The sequence below is a fragment of the Pseudomonas sp. B3G-3 genome (assembly GCF_028640915.1).
GTDB lineage: Bacteria > Pseudomonadota > Gammaproteobacteria > Pseudomonadales > Pseudomonadaceae > Aquipseudomonas > Aquipseudomonas chlororaphis_I.
In genome coordinates this window covers 33,805-52,211 of record NZ_JAQZAB010000099.1, presented here as the reverse complement: position 1 = coordinate 52,211, position 18,407 = coordinate 33,805, and the positions used below count along the sequence as shown (strand labels likewise).

Genomic DNA, 18,407 nt, shown 5'->3' with positions numbered 1-18,407 from the left:
TCTGCTGGCGCACCCGTTCCACGTAGTCCTTGTCGAACAGGTTGTTGACGTTCAGCTGCAGGTCGAGGTTGTGGTTGACCTTGTAGGCGAGCATGGCGTTGTGTACCCAGTAAGCGTCAAGCTTGGCGCGGGTGCTGGAGCTGACGTTGCGCTCGCTGACATAACGAGTGCCGTAACCCAGGGTCCAGCCGGCTGGCAGTTCATAGGTGGTCCACAGATTGAGCGAACGCGGTGGCGTGTTGCCCAGGGCCTGGCCCTTGCGCGCGATGCCCGAGGCGGTGTTTGCCGCGTTGAGGATTTCGCTGTGGAGGAAGGTGTAGTTGGCGAACACATCCCAATGCTCGTTGACATGCCCGGTGACGCCGATTTCCACACCCTGCACTCGTTGCTTGCCAGCCAGTTGGGTCGAACCGTCGGCCATGGTTTCCCGGGCGTTGCTCTTCTCTACGCGAAACAGCGCCCCGTCCAGTTCCAGGCGCTTGTCCAGCAATTCCCACTTGGTGCCCAGTTCCCAGGTTTCGTTCTTCTCCGGCGCCAGGTCCTGGTTGCCCTTGCTCAAGCCACCGCCGGTCGAGGCCAGGTTCTCGGCGGACGGGTTGAAGGAGTTGCCCCAGGCGGCATAGATGCGCCCGTTTTCGGTCGGTTTGAACACCAGGCCGGTGCGGGCGCTGGCCTTGTTCGTGTCCGAGACCAGGCTCTCGCTTTTCACATGGCTGGCCGAGTATTTGTCGACATCGCCCTTGATCTTGTCGTAGCGCAGGCCGAGGTTGAGGTCCCAGCGCTCGCTCAGGGCGATGGTATCGAACAGGTAGTACGCCTGGCCCTTGAGGGTGGTCTCGGTATAACCGCTGGTGGTCTTGTTGACCGGGCCGTTCCAGCGCCCGGGCGGGCTGCCCAGGGCATAGCCGTCGCGTGGATACAAGGCGGTGTTCAGGCCGTGGTTGTAGGTCTTCAGGTCGAGGGTTTCCCGGGACAGTTCCACGCCCGCCACCAGGTCGTGGCGCATGCCGGCGAACTCGAAGTCGCCGATCAGGTTGCTCTGGTTGATCCACATCTCGGTGGTGGCGTCGCGCCCGTAGGCCTGGGGCCCGGCCGGACGGTAGCGGCCCGCCGGCACGCCGCTGGTGTTGACATGGGACGCCGAGACGATGGTGTCGCGCGCGGTGCGGCTGTAGCGCGTGAGGTTCTGCAGGCGCAGGTGGTCGCTGAAGTCGTGCTCGAAATCGGCGGTGAAGGCGTTCTGTTCGATCTGCTCCTTGTCGAGGTTCTTCCAGCCGAAATAGGCATCGCGCTTGACCCCGGCCAGCTTCTTGCCGTCCAGCGCCGGTACGCCGTAGTCGGGCAGGTTGTCGTCGGTCTGGTGGAAGGCGCTGAGGGTCAGCCGGGTGGCGTCGCTGAACCCCAGGCGCAACGACGGCGCGATGCCCCAGCGCTCGCGGTCGATCTTGTCGCGGCCGGGCACATCGTTCTGATGGCCCATCAGGTTGATCCGCACCGCGCTGTCCTGGCCGACGCCTTCAAGGGGCTGGTTGCTGTCCAGCGTCAGGCGGTAGTAGTTATCGGTGCCGAGGCTACCGCCGAGGCGGGTGAACGCCTGGTTCTTCGGTTGCTTGCTGACCACGTTGATGCTGCCACCGGTGGTGCCGGCGCCGCCGAACACCGAGTTGGGGCCCTTGATCACCTCCACCTGCTCGACGTTGAAGGTGTCGGAACGGTTGGTCTGCGCGCTGTCGCGCAGGCCGTCGATCTGCATGTTGCTGTTGGCCGAGAAGCCGCGGATGTTGATGCTGTCCCCCGAGCCGCCACCGCCTTCGCCGGCGTTGAAGGTGATGCCGGACACGTTCGACAGCACCTGGCGCAGGCTCAGCGCCTGCTGCTCCTGAATGACCTGCGATGGGATCACCGTTATGGTTTGCGGGGTGTCCAGCAGCGGAGCAACGTACTTGGTCGAGGATGAGCGTTCGGTTTTGTAGCCGCGGTATTCTTCGGCCTCGATCCTGGTGCTCTCCAGTTGCAGGCGACTCTGCGGTTCTGCGGCACCGCTAACGTTTGGTACGGAGGCAATTGCGAAGCCTAGGGAAGAGGCCAAAAAATGGCGTGATGGCAACGCAGGCGAAACTTTCTTGTTCATAGGGATCACTCTTTTGTTTATGAGATTTGATCGCAAATGAGAATAATTGCTGTTAGGTATAGGCTCAATGCCGCTTGGGGGGTATTGACGTTGTTCAGAATCCTCCTTGCGTTTAAGGGATATTTCTCGCTATGGAAGAGCAAATATCTGATCTTCAAATACCGTCTCAATCTGTTTCAGGGTCCGCTGTCGCGTTGTGCCTGAAAGCGAGAGGGTGGCACCAAGCCCACCGGCCTTTTCCCGCTCACTGCCTATGACGGCCGTCCTGTCTACCTGGTATGGAAGCCGTTGGTCGCGATGTCGGAAGAGACACTGCTGTGCAGGGCCGGCATCAACTCGGCGGGCCCGCAGCGGGGCACGGTACGGGTGCCGGCCAGTGCCTACACACGGTTCTGGCGCCTGGACGATGAGTTCTTCGGCTACGCCGCGCTGGTGCGGCACATCATTGAAAACAGCATGCTCAACGGCGAGATGATCCGTCTCGATGGCGTCTTGCGCATGGCCGCCAAGTAAATAGAGCCCAGTGATTTTCGCCGACGCGGGGCAGCGGCTGTATCCGCAGGCTCAAGGTGACGGGCATATCGCTCAGCAGATCTAAAAAAAACATGCGATCTGACTGATTCAGCAGCGGCAAGATAACAACCCGGAAGGCTATCGCTGAAAGATTCCATCACAAAGCAGGAACACGCTTAGAAGAGTGTTCGACCAATTCTCGGAAGACGATCGTCTGTTTCTATTGTATATACATGTACATGTATCTAATGGTCGAGCCCAATGAAAATAAAGGGAGTCCCGCGATGAAGAACAGGCAGAATTTTTATGGTTGGTACATGGTGGCGGCCGTACACCTTTTACTCGCGCTGATCTTCGGCGCTGCGTATTCATTCGGTGCATTCTTCACAAGCTTGCAGTCGAACTTTGACGCAGGCCGGTTCGCAACGGCATCGATCTTCTCGCTGACGGCGTTGATCTATTACGTCGTGGGGGTTTTCTCCGGGGCATGGAGCGACCGTACTTCGGTGCGTACGGTGAGTAGCATTGGCATTTTTTTGCTATCGCTGGGCTTCCTGACCAGCAGCCTATTTTCCTCGTCGCTCACGCTGTTTCTGGTCGCATTCTGCATCCTGGTGGGGCTGGGGGTCGGCCTGGTTTATGTGCCGGCAGTCGCGACGATCCAGCGCTGGTTCATCGTCCACCGCAGTTCAGCCTCCGGCCTGGCGCTGGCGGGGACTGGTCTGGGCACCCTCGTGGGGCCGATGGTCGCGGGCTTGCTGATGCAGCACCTGTCCTGGCAAAGCACGATGCAGATCTATGCTGGCGCGATCGCACTGTTGGGACTAACTGCTGCCGCGAGCTTGCACGACAGGCCAGAGGACCTGGGTCAGCATCCTGATGGCATTGGTCCTGTTGTCGCGGGATCGATGCAGGCGGCGCGGCTCGACAGGAGCGTTTTGCTGCGAGAGGCGGCACGCCAGGCGAGATTCTGGTGGTTCTTCGTGGCGATCTTTTTCGGCTCAGTCGGCCTGTTTCTCGCGCTGATTCACATCAATCCCTATGCGCAGCAGCAGGGCTTGGATGTTACACAGGCCAACCTGCTTATCGGTCTGATCGGCGTGGGTAATATCGGTGGTCGATTGGTCCTGGGACGAATCGGCGACTGGATGGGCGTACAGCGCTTTCTGATTGTGCTCACGCTCAGTCTGGCCGTACTGTGTGGTCTGTGGAGTGTGGCGGATGGATTTCTTGCACTCGTTGCATTTGCCCTGCTCTTTGGTGCAGCCAACGGAGGCTGTATCGCACTGTACCCGGCACTGGCCAGTATCTGGTTCGGTACCCGCAATTTGGGCGCTATTCTGGGAGCGCTATACATCGCGGTCGGTATCGCCGCCGTAGCGGGCGGCAGTGTCGCTGGGCATTTGTACGACCTGTACCAGAACTACACCTTGTCCATCGTACTTGCCGGTGCATCGGCACTGCTGTCGGCTGCCGGCGTCATACTCGCTGCCCGCGCAGCGTAGAGATGTTCGAGCTATGCAGCCCATGTATGCAGATGCGGGTCTCTTGGTGCACCCTACCGCAAGCACCAAGAAAAACGGCCCCGAAGGGCCTTTGAAGATCGTATCGAAGTGGAAGCTTGCCAAGTCACGCTCACGCGACTGGTTCACTCCGCGACTGAAAACCCGTTGCTGTCTTTGGTCATTGCCTGCAGCATTTGAATCACCCCAGGTTCGACGAAGATGCACGGTAGTTCCGGTGCAACGGGAACATTGAATACCCTTGCGAAAGCTTCGCGTTTCAGATGGGCCAACTGGCCAGTCCGATAGGCCTGATCAGGCTTCATACGACCAGACTCCAGGATTTTTCCACTGCGCTCAGGGTCACACTCAACCAGGGCTACGAAGCCGTCGTCGAACAACCTCTGGTGGTCGGGACACAGCCCCCAACCTGTCAACGTGTGATGCTCCATGCTGGAGCGCAAGCGCTTGTCGAGAAGAATGCTGCCAGTATCGAATTTCTGGGCGCACACCACGCAGATGTGCTGCTCCATCGAAACGTACGATTTTGCGGTCACGGTGAAACTCCAATAGAGCGGGGCATGCACCGTCCCCAGGGGCGATGACATGCCCCAAAGGGTGGAAAGGACGCGAAAGCGACGAGTGCTGCTGGGTGGCGATCAGCTTCCGCTGGCGAGCTCGATGCGCGTGATGCTTCGATCTGCCAGGGTGTAGATGCGGATGCAGATATCCTGCGAATGGTTGTGGAGGGACTCGATCTGTCCGCCCTCCTTCAATGCAGAGTTGTTGGCCTGTCTGACGTCATCATCAACGTCGCCCCAATCACCATGCGCATGGAGAGCGAAGTACGACAGGGGGTCGAGCAGACCTTCACGCATCAGGCGATCGATGTCCTGGCTCAAGATCAAGGCACCTACCGCAAACAACGGGTTTCGAATGGTCATGATTGCCTCCTGGTGGATCAGCCGTTCTGCACTGGGCTTTCACCCTGCAGATGGATCGTGGTCAGGAAGCTGCTCTCGATGCTGGTGATGTGCAGTGTGAGCCGCGGATTCACCACGTAGCGAGAGGTCAGTTGACCGACCGAGCCCAAGGAGGCGTTGTTGGCAAGGCGAGTGTCAGCATTGACGTCGCCCCAGTCACCCCGCAGATGGCGATGCAGGTAGATCAGCGGATCGATCAGGCCATTTCTGGCAAGCCAGAGGACCTTTTCGCTCAGGTGCAACGTGCCAAAGCAGAAGACGGGAATTGGCTGCGGCTTGGGCGTGGACGAACGGGTGAGTCGGAACATGAGGATTACTCCTGATCGTAGTGTGTAAGTAGAGACAGGAGCTTCAGCCCCGCAGGGCCGTTGCGGCCCCTGAGGGATCGAGTAAGAACGTGACCAGCGCAGGAATCGCACCATGGCGTTAAAGGTCTCCGCCATCTGGGCATGTTGCCGGCTACACCGGACAGACATGACTTCAGGTTGAGAGAGCAAGCTGCGCAAGGCGAGGAGGAATGCGTTCGCACGGCTACCCGGAATTACGGCAAAAAGAAACGGACCGCACTCCGGAGAGCGACGATCCGTTCGACGATGGGTCAAGCTTTAAGCTCACGCATACCTTCCGCCAGCATCCAAAGCGCACGGTTGAGGCGGATGTTCTGGTCGATACCGTTCACTGAACGGGTTCTTTGACGGTTCCCATTTGCACTTCGGCCTGGCAAACCTCCTTTAAGCAGGTTCTCCTGCGTGCAGTTGAATACGGTCCAGAGATCAGGTTTCCGATCACCTGGTCGTCGAGGTAGCAGGATCTGACTTTCGGTGACGGGTGTAGGCTTTGCCGGGTCGTCGTACCTCAAGGACAGAGCAGCCCGGGCAAATACTCGTGCCTCACCTTCATCGAGGGTGACTGCCCTCATGGAGTCCCGAGTGTCCCGCACCTTCTGGAAGCCATGCAGGACTTCGTAGGCACCTTCGATCACCTGCTCGGTCACATTGCCCTTGTGAGGTATCCGCAGGTCGGCGACGGTGTCGCCGCAGACAAGGCCATTGTGGCAAACAAACCTGAACAGGCCGGACAGCATCTGGTAGCTGCTGGTGCCGTCGTGAGAGTTGAGGAGGATGATCTCGCCTGCTTCTGCACCATTGATCTGGCTTGCGTGGCGCAGACGGATCATGTGCTTTGTGAAGTCGCGTCGGTCTTCCTGACGCACACGGGTCTGGCAGACGAAAAACGGCTCGAAGCCCTCCTTGCGAAGTTCCGTGAGGATGGATGCTGTCGGGATGTAGCTGTACCGCTCGGACCTGCTCTCGTGCGGAGCTTCAGCGAAGATGGATGGAACGACGCTGCGGATCTGGTCGTCGGTCAGAGGATGGTCGGCACGCAGCACAGGGGAGCCGCGGCCGAAGCGAGAGGCGAGTTGCATGATGTACTCCTTGGAGGATGCAGCAATCGGCACCGATCGGCCCAAGGGGCCGGGTGCGTGCTTGCTTGGGATGAGAAGTAAGGTGGCCGCGAAGATGGGCCGGAGGAGAGCTAGACGTTCTGCTCGGTAAATGAGCCGTCCGCCTGATGCGTTGCTACGCGGTTGCCAGCGTTGCTTTCACTATCACGCTGAGTCTCGATGAACATGCTTTCTGGCACTGTGATGTTGAAATGGCGTAATACCTGGCGGTAGTAGTCCAGGTCCTTGCCAAACGGGTGGATCTCGTGGAGGTTGCTGTACAGATGGTCTTCGTCATCGACCATCATGGCGCTGTCGATCAGATTCTCGGGTTTGTGAATGACCAGAAAGAAATATCCCATCGGCCGGTCCCAGCCGAGCTGGACAGTGACGGCAAATCCTTTGTGGACGGTCTTAAAGAGATGTTGGCTCATGGCGAAGCTCCTTGGCGGATGTCACAGGGAGCTTCCCCGTGGGGGAGTCCCCGGCGGGTGGTGGAACTGAGCGCGAACGGTCAAACGGCAGTGAGATGCCGCTATTCCCGGGTGAAATCGCGTGCGACGTCTCTGCTCGAAGGCCAGCAGTACGCTGCGTCGGAGATGTAAATCGCCCCATCCGAAGATGGGGCGAGAGGGGGAACGAGCGGCTTAGGCAGCGGACTCGGTGAGAGGCTCGGGAGCATCTGCACTCGGTACGTTGTCTACGGCTGTCTGTTCACTGGCTTGATCGACTGGAGTGTCGACCTGGGGAGTAGTAGCGGGCGACGCATCAGCTCCTTCGATTCCAGGAGCTGCTTCGGCATTCTCCGAGGCCATTTCGGAGTGAACGAGCTTCGACGGGTCTCGATAGACCTCCTGGCCGTCGACCTTGATCGTACCGATGTAGCTCAGCGTGGACTTCATCACCGGAGAGTGCTCACCGGCGTTTTCGCCCTTGGTACGCGTGAAGAAAGATGCTTCCAGGTCCTCCAGACGGAAGCTCACGAGCACTTTGCGCTTGGCTTGTACATCATCCGAGTACTGATCAAGCAGAGCCACAACCGTAGGGTCGGTGGCGTCGATATCGACGTAGCGGTATACCGGTTCATCGACAGAGCCGTTCAGCATTGCGAGAGAGCAGTGACGCAGCGATGGATCGCGCTGACTGCGCGCGATGCGGTTGATGTAGCCCAGGCCACGTGTATCGAGCTGGTGCTGAACCACCTGCTGCAGAATCGACAAGTCGAGTGCCGCGGCAGTCAGCAAGCGCCCTTTCAGGGTCGCGTCGGGCATGCCGGCCTTATCACCTGCAGTACGAACAAAAACGTCCGAAAACGTATCGCCGACACGGAACTGGATCAGGACCGGGCGACCGGCCTCGACATCTGCAGCGTAGCTACGTACCAGCTCCTGTGCTTTTGAACCGGAAACGCGAACGTCAAGATAGCGATACGTCGGCTTATCACCAGTGCCGGTCAAAGCGCTGATGGCGCAGGCCAAAAAGGCATCACGCTTCCTGCCGCCAGGCGTCACTTCACGAATGCGCTTGAGGAAGCCGAGCCCAGTGGTATGGACATTGAAGTAGGTCTTTTCATTAGATTGGGAAGAAGTGGTCATGGTGAATCTCCAGAGAGGTGAGCGGAGATACACCTGACCCAGACGGGGAGGTGTAAAACCCCCGCGTGGGTTGAGGAACTGGCATCGTCATCGGAAAGCTGATGACTACTCGCACGAGATGCCGGAGCGAGTCTGGGGTGGATCAACACGGTAAGCCGTGCCGTAGCCCTGATGATCCAAGCTACCTGGGCATGTTGCCGACAGCTGTCGGCGGAACATGCAGGTAGCCTCCCTCTTTAGCGAACTGTCGTCTACGGAAAATAGGGAACGCACGCGGGCCGCATTGACTTCGATAGCCAATCCGCACGCTATCTGCGATTCGTCTACCAGATGAACCTGTAGCCGAATGAAATGGCCGCAGGTATGTCCAGCTTGCTTCCACGGGAGTATTGGTAGCCGGCATAGATCTTGTGGCGTTTGGCCAGTGACGCCGCAACGCCGACTCCGATTTCCAGACGGCCGCCGGAGAGGTCCGTACGCGTCTCTATGCCGTTGGTTCGCACGGTGCTCTTGCCATCGAATTCGTGCGCGTAGGCCAGTTTTACGTAAGGCTGTACGTAGTCTCGATCGTTCAGGATAAGGCGTCGACCCAGCAAGGAACCCGCCCGCAGTTGCAAAGAGTTGCCCGCGTCGGCCGAAACATGAAGGCCATTGCTGGCCCGGTAGGTGTCGCCGCCAACATGGAGGACCGACATATTCGCCTGCGGCTCGATGAACCAGCCGTCGCCCAGTTGCAACTGGCGGCCGGCCTCTAGTGAGGCGCCGAACGCATTCTGCGACGTCCTACCTTTCACCGAACGGCCATCTGTCGCCTGCACCTTGAACTCCTGATGCAGATGATTGGCCTTGACCACTGCGCCGACGTACCAACCCGCGTCGGCCACCCGGGTGGCGTAGCCGCCGAGGTGGTAGCTGTCGGCACTACCCGTTCCCTCACTCTTGAACTTTCGGTCCGAATTGCTGTAGCCGGCTAGGGCACCGACGTACCAACGCCCTCCTTCAACGACCAGTACTTTGTCCGCTCCGAATTGCAGGCCGCCAACGTTTTGCTCGAAGGTGCGACCCCCGCCGTTGTCGAGCTTCTGGCGTTCGCTGAATCCGCGGCCCCAGAGGCCGTCCTCCTTCTTGCCTTGTCGCAGGTCGCCCATGCGCCGGGCAAGTGTCGAGGATTCCGCATGCCAGATTGACTGGGCTGTGCTGGCCGCAGAGGTGTTGATCGCCGCGTTGGCTGCTGTGGATAGATGCTCCGGCCGCGGAGTGGTGGGCGCAGGCGGGGTGATCGGCGGTGGAGCTACCGGCGGGGGTTCCACTGGCGGTGGAGTGATCGAAGGTGGCGTGGGTGGCAGCTCTCGTCCCGTGTTGACCAAACTCCAGTCCGATGACCGGCCGCCCAGAGCGCTGTCTGTCTTCAGCTCGTAGCGATAGGTTCCCACGTCCACCACCTGGCCACGATTGGCCAACGAAAAGGAGCCCGAACCACCCTCCGTCTGGATAACCCGAACGGCGCCATTCTCAGAAGAAGGTTCATGCCCACTGTTGGCGACCAAGACCTGATGGTCGCCCTCGACGGTTCCTCCGATACGCAACAGATCACTCTGGCCAGCAGCCAGGTCGGTGCGCATCACGAAGAGTCCTCCTCCGGTAAGATCTCCGGTGACGTCTAGCACTTTGTAGGTATCGTCCGGAGTGACAAACGATACCGTTCCAGCTAGATCGAGGTTGCGCAAAGAAGAATCAGCGCGTACTTGCCATTTGCTGGATTCGTCGATCGACAGGTGATCGACCCCTCGTCCATTGCTATTCAGTAGTGCGCCAGCCAAGCTGGACTGATCGCGTAGCGTCAGGCGGGTTGATCCGCTTTCCACTACCACGTCACCGTCCAAACGGCCGCGTACGACATTCAGGCTGACGGATCCGGCGCTGACGGGGTCGTCTCTGGACGCGTTAGGATCAGTCAAGATCTCTATGGGAGTCAGGTCGGCCAGCGCTTCGACGTGCAGCAACACACCGTCCGCACCTTTCGAGTGACCGACAACGGTCGTGTCAGACAAAGCGATTTCGTGATTGCCGCCACTGACCCGGATCGCTGCACCATCTTCGGATTCGATTCGGCTGCCGTTAGCCACAGTCAGACGACTCTTGCTATCCGAATCCGTGCTGTACAGCCAGATTCCATTGGAACCAGCTCCGTATGTATGCAGGTTGAGGGCATCCAATTGCGGCGCTCGCCCACTGGCAACAATGCCATGCGCGGCCTCTCCATATGTCCGCAACGTTGTCCCGGAAACAGAAAGTTCTCCCTCGCTGGAAAGAACGCCGTAGGCATTCCTTCCACGCGTGGTGATGTTGCTTTCCGCCAGCGAGAGCTCGCCGCCGAGGGCTATTGCGCCGATGCCAATCTCACCCATTGTTTCTATAGCCACTTTGCTGGCTTCGATACGGGCGGGCGCGTTGGCGTCATTGATGCCAAGTCCGAATCCTGCGTATCCATGGGTGGTGATGGAACCGCCGTCCATAGAAAATGCCCCGCCCATGTTGAACACACCGTTGGCATTGCTCCCGAATGTTTCAATGTGCGAATCGGTCAGTGCCACGGTAGAGCCATTGCCCCCAAGCATGATGCCCGCATTGAGGTAGGGGTCGTCAGGCGCATTGACGGTGATATTCGTCCCGACAATGGAGGCTGCTATGCCATCGCCCTGGATCAAGAATCCAGCCGCCTTGGATTGAACTTCGGTGTTGCGAAATTTCACCACAGCAGGTTCGTGATTCGGGCCCACACCGTTGGCGATCATGACTGCCACTTGCGAGGCGCGAATGCTGCCACCGCTAAAGTCGACCTCACCGCCCATAGTAGTCAGTCCTCTTCCCTGCTCGGATATCACGTCAACACCGGTCGCACGCAGGGTGCTGTCGTGCAGTGTGATGGTATTGGCGAACTGCCCTTGCGTCACAACAGATGCGTTCTCCAACTCGACAACTGCGCCTTGCCTTGCAAGGATCGCCGAGGCCATAGACCCGGTGGCGACAATCGAAGCATCGCTCGCGCGGATCACGCTACCTGCGTCCTTCACGCTCAGGGCATTGGCATACTCGCCGTCCACCACAACGGAGCTCTTGTTGAGATCTATGCGACCACCACCTTCCGCCTCGGCTGCGTTGGCCCCGAGACCTGTAGTCGATATCAGGCTCTCATTGACGGTAATGGTGCCGCCGTCCCGCGCAAGCAGGGCAGGCGTATTCTGATCTTGGGTTTGTACCACTGCGCCGTCGACAGAGATGTCGACGCCTTCGGCCAGAATGGTGTCTGACGAGCTCGCTCTTGGGTGAGGTGGGCCTTCAGATTCTGACGCGAGCGTCGGATAGGATGGCAACAGGGCTGAGAGAATGGCGAAGTGGATGGTTTTGACGCGAAATTTCATTGGATCCTTCGAAAAAGGTGCGCTCGGACGCAGGACAACGGCGTGCGCTGAGTTTCAAAGCCTGTGTTCGGAGTAGGCTTGCAATCGCTGAGGGAGCGCGAGGTGAGGCGTTAGGCCTGCTGCCGGAGCTTGATGACGCCGGTAAGGGCTGAAAGACGCCTACAAGCCATGCTCATGCGTGAGCACGTACACAACAGAGTGAGCGCGAGCAGCAGAGCGTGGGACACCGGATTGCTCGCGGAGAGCTATTACGCCGGGCTTGCGAAAGGCACTTATGTGCGCCGCAGGCAGTGCCAGAACTGTTCCAGGTGGAACTTGGCAGGAGGTGATGCTGGAGTGGGTCAAAATGGGGAAATTGGATTTTCGTCTGGCGGCCCAATCAAGGAAATAGGACCTTTCTTAAACGGTAGCCAGAAGTATCTGAAGGGTGGGCTTCGCTGATGGGAGCTGATGGGTATGGCGAAGCAGCACTCAATCAGCAAGAACTTCTTACCTGGCGACGAATGGGGACATATGTGCTGTGGAACTCCCGCAAGAAAAGGCAGGGGCCCGAGCGAACGGGACACCCTGCAAACAGGAGGAGGCGCGAATTATTGCGAAGCTGTGCCCTAGGGGCGGGTCAGCAACTCGACGTGGATCTGACGCCAGCGGCCGTCGTCGATCAAGCGTTGCAGCGTGTCACCCAGGCAATCGAAGTAGACCTCATCGAGGCGCTGCAGCAACTCGCCGTTGCGACGTAGCTCGATGACATAGACATCCATCCCTCGATCGTAGAGCACAGATACTTGACCAGTGAACTTCGTTGTTTCGACGTCGAAGTTGATCGCCGGAGGCGTGCGAAGGATATCTTCCGGTTGCGGATCAACCAGGCTGAAGTTCTTCGCCTTCGCATCGACCAGCAAGTGCGAGATAGAGCGAAATCCATCAGGCGCCGGCATTTGCTCCAACTGTTCAATCAGGGCCGCGAGTTCATAGCATTCCGGCTTGGGCACCGGCAGCTTGGCTACCGCACTTCCCAGAACATGCGTCTTGATGACATAAGGAGTTCCGTCAGACGCATAGTCGACCTTCTCTTCTGGTGTGTCGGCACGCTGGCCGTCAAACCGGTAGCGAGCATAAGGCGTCACGCGGACCTTGCTGCCTTCGGTTGGCTGCTCAGTGACCAGGTCGCGGTTCAATACCGCGAATGTGGTTCGCCCGGTCTTGACAACAATGGCTTCGTCGTTGGAAGCGATGACCTTGCCTTCGAACGGCTTCGGATCGAGACGAAAGCCCAGCATCGAGAGTTGCGGCAGGCCATCGTAGATGGCGAAAGTGAAGCTGCGTGCGTTACGCGGTACATGGCCGGAAACGAGCGCCGGCATTTGAGAGCGGATGAGATCGTGATCCATGACGGACTCCTCGAGAGTGCGCAAGGCGCCCGTCCCGCAGGGATAGGCCCTTGCGGTGGGTGATGGGTGCGAGATGCTCCCGGTTAATGATGTGAATCAGTGCGGCTGTCCGCACCGTAGTCTTGAAGATCTCGACTACCTGGGCATGCTGCCGACTACGTCGGCAAGACATGGAATGGAGCATCGTGACTTCAGTGCAGGTTGTCGCCCGGAAACCCGTTATGGCCAGAGACCGGATTCGAACAGGTGAATCAAAAATGAAGAAGGCCCCCGAAAGGGCCCTCTGGTCAACATGGGTGATCAGTGTGAATGAGGAACATTGGCTTCTATATGCAGGCGAATCTCGCTGTCTGTCACGATGACAAACAGGTCATTTCCACCCTTCAGCAGGTGCTGGAAGATGTCGTCACTGAGGTCAAAGAACTCGCCGAAATCATCGCCACCACATTCCTGGCGTGAAAGCTCCCACCAATCGTCGAACGATTCCGTTTCAGGATTGCAGCCATCGGCATAGCACAGCAGTTTGTGCCTGCCTGTGTGGTCTTTCTCACCGATCTGCGACATGAAGTAGACGCCTTCGTCCTTGACCAGGATCACCTGGCATTTGTTCGATTGGGCTTCTTTGAGTACAGGGAGCAGAGTCGCTCCACGAAATCTCAGCATGATGAATCTCCGTGACGAGGTTTCCCCCGACAGGGAGTGGCCCCGTGGGTTGAAGTGGCAGCGCACATGCACTGTTGGAATGAACCAGCGTGTCGAACTCGACTGGCGCCGTGGCATTGATGGTTCGAGCCACCTGGGCATGCTGTCGGCAACGCCGACCAACATGACGCTATGCTTGGCGGTACCCCATGCAGCGTCGAGGGGCTAAGCGATACGCGCGCCACCCCATTCCGAGAGGCGATACTCTGGTGCCCAATGTTGCGGACAGAACAAGGCCTCTCCAGAGAGAGGCCAGTGCTGCGCGAGCTTGGGGTTTGAGGGACTACTCGTCTTCGTAGATGGCTAGATCAGCTAGCACGGGAGCGTCTGCGTCGAAGACCAGAATGCGTACATCTGCTTGGCCGGCCAGGTGAAGCACCTCAATCAGCGACTTCGGCATGCCACTGTCCCTATGTTCCTGACGCAGCTGTTGGATCGTCATTTCCTCGATGCCCTGAAGGTTCTCGTCCGTCCAGGGGGTTGCGATCAGCTTGATGCCGATCGACGGCGCGAAGGGAATGCGGAATGACACGAACAGCGAGCTGGGATGTTGCATGCAGTCCACCAGGTCGCAGAGGAATCGACGTCCATTCTCATCAAGGTGAGCGGTACTGATTTCCCAGCACCGGCTGTAGAAGCCGGTTTCGAACGTCAGACTGCGCATCACCTCCTGAGCGTGCTGCATTGAGTAGTTGTCGCCAATCAGGACTGGCTTGTCGAATTGCTCGCCGACAAGCCCGTACACGACCTTGAGCACAGTGCCAGCACTGGGACAATGGTCCTTCAGCGCGGCCTCTACGGCACGGCCGTCGGTAACAAGCGCAAAGTCGTCGCAGAACAGGCAATCACATAGTTCGAGCTCGGTGTCGACCAGATGCGTTTGAGAGGGGTGTATCGGTCGGTAGATAGACGGGCAATCATCGGCGAAGCTGATGCACAGTTCACGCTCGATGCGCAGGTTCTGGTATCCACGGACGAAGGGATTGCAATTGGCAGTCATGGGATAGCTCCGATTGAAGTAGGACGGAGCCAGACCCAATGGGGGCTTGGCCCCATGGGGAGTAACGGTTGTGTGCAGTTGGCCCGGTGAGAGGCGTTGCCGCTTAAGGATGGTCGCGTTGTTGCCACTGACCTCTTGCGAAAGCTCGACAAGCTTGATCACGGCTGGCGAAGTACTCGACGGACTCGCGCGAGACAGGGCCCTCGTTGTCAGCCGTGCCGATGAAGTAGCCAGCGTTGCTGCTCAGGATCTGGAGCGGCAGCAGTTGTCCTGAGTAGATCAAAGCCAATTGACCGTAGAGAGTTTGTTTGGTCATTCGTCGCTCCTGGAAAGGAGCGGGCATGCCTGGCCCGGTGACGGGTTGGCTACGCCCGCGAGGATGGGTGCAGAAGCAGTCTCGTATCAGTGGAAATGCAAGCGCAGGATGTGTGGCTGGCTTGCGTGCTCCACCTGCCACAGGTCGTAGGCGTATTGCTCTGCCAGATACAGGCGGGCGCTACCAAGGCCGGCCTGCTCCAACCTGTGGGCAAGCTCGGCAGTGAGCGGTGCACGCGCCTGAACGACGCTACGCAGCTTTCGCTGTGAGTAGCCCAGATGTTTGGCCAAGGCACGAACTCCCATGCGAATCGTAGGCAGCACGTCTTCGCGCAGTGCTTCACCGGGATGAGGAGGATTGAACATGGACATGAAAAGCTCCTAGTGAGTGTCGAGATAGTCGATCAGTACGGCATCGGAGCCGTCGAACTGGAAGATGATGCGGTAGTTCCCTGACACACTGACCGACCAGAACCCTTCCAGCCGCCCCTTGAGGTAGTGGAATTGGTTGCCGGGACGGTCCATATCGGTGGGTTTAGTCGCGAGATCGAGCGCGCTGAGGATCCTGCGTAGACGTGCAACGTGAGCGGCACGGACGCCTGAGGTGTCGCCGCGCTCGTGGAGTGCCCGAAGGCCCTTGTGGCGAAAGCTGCGGATCATGCCGACGCTCCCTGGTAGAGGAGCCTGGTGGTTTCGATCGCAGACAGCGGGACGAACCGACCGATATGACTACGAGGGTTGCCGGAGGGTGTTTGGAATCGCATGGGTGCTCCTTGGGAAGTCGGATGCACCCAGCCCAAGGGATGAGAGCATCCCGAGGGGGTGGAGAAACGAGGCATCACCGCCAAGAAGGCGATCGTCCGCAGAATGATGCTGAGGCGGGCTGGTTGGATCGACGCGATTCGTTGCGCCACAGCCTTGAAGACCCGGGCTGCCTGGGCATGTCGCTGACGTTCATCAGCAGCACACGTGATCACTGTGCGGGGCCTTGGCCGGCAGCGCGACGGAAAATGGGGCTCCGAAGACACCCCTCTTGTCATCCAGAGGGAAACTTGGCGCAAATCAAAAGAGCCCCCGTAGGGGCTCTGCAGTGTGTATCAGCGGGTATAGGTTGGATGACCAGTGTCGGATTCGCCTGTTTCGCCGGAGGTTGTGCGAAACGGTAAGCCGACGCTGTCAGGAGAAGTGCAGGCGCTCGATCTGAGGATGGGAATGCTGCCGTACTTGCCACAGATCAAAGGCAGCCTGTTCTGCAAGGTAGTGACGGGCGTCACCTAGGCCTGCAAGTTCAAGCCGATACGCAAGATCGGCGGAAATGCTGGCACGGCAATTGATCACGGTGGACAACTGTCCACGCGAATAGCCGATGTGGCGTGCCAGTGCTGCGACCGAGAGTCCAATGGCGGGCAACACATCTTCGCGCAGCGCTTCGCCTGGGTGGGGAGGATTGTGCATGGCTTTTGTGCCCTCCTGTATGGTTAGTACTTCCCGTTCCCTTGCCTCCAAAGTAGGTAAGGAATTCGAGGAATATTAACATAAGCGTAAGGCCTCACCTTACACTTTCAATGCTTCACGATTAGAGAGTGACTCAAATTTTGACTGGAACGTGCAGCACGCGCAGCAAGCGTTGACCGACCCACGTGACGCAGGGCACAGCCATGGAGTTGCCAATGGCCTTATAACGGGGCGCGTCAGCTGCCGGCTTGCCGCGGTATGGCACCAGCGTCCAGTTGTCCGGCATACCCTGCAGGCGCTCACACTCCACAGGCATCAGGCGGCGCACACGCCAGGTAGACCAATCAGGAGTAGCGCCCTCGCGTGACGGCGCAGGCGCGTACTGGAAGTGCGCCTCAATGCTCGGCATGACTACATGGCCTTTGTCTCCACCTCCACTACTGGCGCGCAGCGTTGGCGAGAGATTGCCGCCTAATTCGGCAGTGGCGCCGTAGGCCCGCCCACGGATGGCGACGCTGGCCACGGCGGGAATGCCATAGGCGGCTTTGCCGGAGGACATCAGTGCGCCGGTGAGTTGGCCGTGGCCCGATTCGAGCCGTACCTCTCCACGGCTGTTCTGTGCCCAGGCGAGTGGGGTGTGGGCGGCGTAGCCAGTGCTGACGATGGGTACGCCGCGGCCGGTTCCGTCCTCGCTGCAGCCCTTGCCGTTGTTGGCGGTGCCGAGGGTATGGCTGATAGGGCCGGTAACGGATTGCGCAACGAAGGTTTCAACTTCGAAGTCGCACTTGTGGCCACGGGCGGTAAGGCAGGCGGCGCGTTCCAGCGGGCCACGGGTGTTGCCGCCTCCGAACGAAATCGAGACTTTGCCGTAGGCTGGATTCAATCCGCCTGCGTAGCAGCCTGAGCGGTCAACGCCTGGAGTAGTACTGTCGGCAGGGATTTGCCACGGCGCATAGCCCTGCGCAAAATCCCTGTGCACGCCCGTGGACTCAAAAAGTACTGCGGCGGGATCAAGGTCGTCACGAGCACTTGCGACAAGAAACACGCGCCGGCGCCGTTGTGCGACTCCGAAGTATTGAGCGTCCAGAACCCGCCACGCGATGACCCGCTGCGGTCCATACACAGCACCAGCGTACGTCCAGCGCGTCCCTGCAGGCTGCAGTGGGTATTTTTCCCCAGCCAATGCGCCAAGCAGGTGGCCAAAGGCGTTGGTACGGTCTGAGAGGACGCCGGGGACGTTTTCCCAGACGAGGACCGAGGACGGGCGGCGGCTTTCGAGACGTGCTTGGTCGATGGCATTGGCGAGCTCCACATAGCTGAGGGTCAGTGCACCGCGAGGATCGGCCATGCCTTGGCGGCCGCCGGCGATGCTGAACGATTGGCACGGGGTCCCGCCGACCAGGATGTCGGGGGCTTCCACCGCCCCGCTGCGGACCTGGTCGGCGATGCCGGTCATGTCGCCCAGATTGGGGACGGCCGGGTGATGGTGGGCGAGTACGGCACAGGGGAATGGTTCGATTTCGGAGAACCAGGCCGGCTGCATGCCCAAGGGCTGCCAGGCGAGACTGACGGCCTCGATGCCGCTGCAGACGCTGCCGTAGCGCAGTGGCGGTGGTTCGTGTGTTGAATGGTGGTTCATGGCTTTCTCTCCAGGTTCGGGTTGGCGGTACGGGCGCGAAAAGCGCACCGAAGGCATCTGCCTTCGGTGAGAGAGAAAGGAGCCACCCATGGACTGTGCGAGGACTTGGCCGTCGTCGTTGCCTACCACCGCATCAGCATTCACATCCGACCCGTTTCGTGGCTGGGGTCAGTACTCGAAGGCGCACATCCGCGCACAAAAGGATCCCGTTTTTCACCGGCGGGCACCGGTACTGATTACCGTCGACCCAGCGGGCTTCCTGACGACTCGCGATACAAGCGGTCAGGAGGCCCGCCGTGGACGGCGGAACTACAC

Annotated in this window: 17 protein-coding genes and 1 pseudogene; 2 read left to right on the top strand and 16 right to left on the bottom strand. The window is 59.3% G+C overall.

What is annotated here, in order from left to right; all coding sequences use genetic code 11:
* Positions 1–2,131: TonB-dependent receptor (locus PVZ80_RS12830; protein WP_273864006.1), on the bottom strand; the 2,131-nt coding region annotated here is incomplete at its 3' end.
* 420 nt (positions 2,132–2,551) lie between these two features.
* Here PVZ80_RS12830 and PVZ80_RS12825 point away from each other — a divergent pair.
* Both PVZ80_RS12825 and PVZ80_RS12820 read left to right on the top strand, forming a co-directional pair.
* Positions 2,552–2,644: pseudogene (locus PVZ80_RS12825) on the top strand (3-hydroxyacyl-CoA dehydrogenase); the annotation flags it as partial.
* Between the two features lie 284 nt (positions 2,645–2,928).
* Positions 2,929–4,149 (top strand): MFS transporter, encoded by a 1,221-nt coding sequence (locus tag PVZ80_RS12820; RefSeq protein ID WP_273864005.1) that lies wholly within the window; start codon positions 2,929–2,931, stop codon positions 4,147–4,149.
* 143 nt (positions 4,150–4,292) lie between these two features.
* On the opposite strand, the gene PVZ80_RS12815 is transcribed toward PVZ80_RS12820, so the two are convergent.
* The 15 genes from PVZ80_RS12815 to PVZ80_RS12745 form a co-directional block, all read right to left on the bottom strand.
* Positions 4,293–4,703 (bottom strand): ATPase, encoded by a 411-nt coding sequence (locus PVZ80_RS12815; protein ID WP_273864004.1) that lies wholly within the window; start codon positions 4,701–4,703, stop codon positions 4,293–4,295.
* A gap of 102 nt (positions 4,704–4,805) precedes the next feature.
* The gene (locus PVZ80_RS12810; RefSeq protein WP_273828112.1) at positions 4,806–5,090 is read right to left on the bottom strand and encodes a hypothetical protein; all 285 of its coding nucleotides are present in this window, start codon (positions 5,088–5,090) and stop codon (positions 4,806–4,808) included.
* 17 nt (positions 5,091–5,107) lie between these two features.
* Entirely contained in the window at positions 5,108–5,437 is a 330-nt protein-coding gene (locus PVZ80_RS12805; RefSeq protein ID WP_273864003.1) for a methyltransferase, read from the bottom strand.
* Between the two features lie 290 nt (positions 5,438–5,727).
* Complete coding sequence (locus PVZ80_RS12800; protein ID WP_273864002.1) at positions 5,728–6,555, bottom strand: DUF932 domain-containing protein; 828 nt, start codon at positions 6,553–6,555, stop codon at positions 5,728–5,730.
* 110 nt (positions 6,556–6,665) lie between these two features.
* A complete protein-coding gene (locus PVZ80_RS12795) occupies positions 6,666–7,007 on the bottom strand; it encodes a hypothetical protein (protein WP_273864001.1) in 342 nt (113 codons plus the stop codon).
* 213 nt (positions 7,008–7,220) lie between these two features.
* A complete protein-coding gene (locus PVZ80_RS12790; RefSeq protein ID WP_273864000.1) occupies positions 7,221–8,168 on the bottom strand; it encodes a DUF3577 domain-containing protein in 948 nt (315 codons plus the stop codon).
* A 323-nt stretch (positions 8,169–8,491) separates the two neighbouring features.
* Positions 8,492–11,590 (bottom strand): autotransporter outer membrane beta-barrel domain-containing protein, encoded by a 3,099-nt coding sequence (locus PVZ80_RS12785; RefSeq protein ID WP_273863999.1) that lies wholly within the window; start codon positions 11,588–11,590, stop codon positions 8,492–8,494.
* 608 nt (positions 11,591–12,198) lie between these two features.
* Positions 12,199–12,981: a GTPase gene (locus PVZ80_RS12780; protein ID WP_273863998.1), complete on the bottom strand. Its 783-nt coding sequence runs from the start codon at positions 12,979–12,981 to the stop codon at positions 12,199–12,201.
* Positions 12,982–13,281: 300 nt separating this feature from the next.
* Positions 13,282–13,644: a DUF3085 domain-containing protein gene (locus PVZ80_RS12775; protein ID WP_435307284.1), complete on the bottom strand. Its 363-nt coding sequence runs from the start codon at positions 13,642–13,644 to the stop codon at positions 13,282–13,284.
* A 322-nt stretch (positions 13,645–13,966) separates the two neighbouring features.
* Positions 13,967–14,683 (bottom strand): DUF5983 family protein, encoded by a 717-nt coding sequence (locus PVZ80_RS12770; RefSeq protein WP_273863997.1) that lies wholly within the window; start codon positions 14,681–14,683, stop codon positions 13,967–13,969.
* Between the two features lie 103 nt (positions 14,684–14,786).
* Positions 14,787–14,999: a hypothetical protein gene (locus PVZ80_RS12765; protein ID WP_273828105.1), complete on the bottom strand. Its 213-nt coding sequence runs from the start codon at positions 14,997–14,999 to the stop codon at positions 14,787–14,789.
* A gap of 86 nt (positions 15,000–15,085) precedes the next feature.
* The gene (locus PVZ80_RS12760) at positions 15,086–15,370 is read right to left on the bottom strand and encodes a HigA family addiction module antitoxin (protein ID WP_273828104.1); all 285 of its coding nucleotides are present in this window, start codon (positions 15,368–15,370) and stop codon (positions 15,086–15,088) included.
* A 9-nt stretch (positions 15,371–15,379) separates the two neighbouring features.
* Positions 15,380–15,658: a type II toxin-antitoxin system RelE/ParE family toxin gene (locus tag PVZ80_RS12755; RefSeq protein WP_273863996.1), complete on the bottom strand. Its 279-nt coding sequence runs from the start codon at positions 15,656–15,658 to the stop codon at positions 15,380–15,382.
* Positions 15,659–16,174: 516 nt separating this feature from the next.
* The gene (locus tag PVZ80_RS12750) at positions 16,175–16,453 is read right to left on the bottom strand and encodes a HigA family addiction module antitoxin (RefSeq protein ID WP_273828102.1); all 279 of its coding nucleotides are present in this window, start codon (positions 16,451–16,453) and stop codon (positions 16,175–16,177) included.
* A gap of 133 nt (positions 16,454–16,586) precedes the next feature.
* The gene (locus PVZ80_RS12745; protein ID WP_273863995.1) at positions 16,587–18,092 is read right to left on the bottom strand and encodes a DNA cytosine methyltransferase; all 1,506 of its coding nucleotides are present in this window, start codon (positions 18,090–18,092) and stop codon (positions 16,587–16,589) included.
* Between the last annotated feature and the right edge of the window lie 315 nt (positions 18,093–18,407).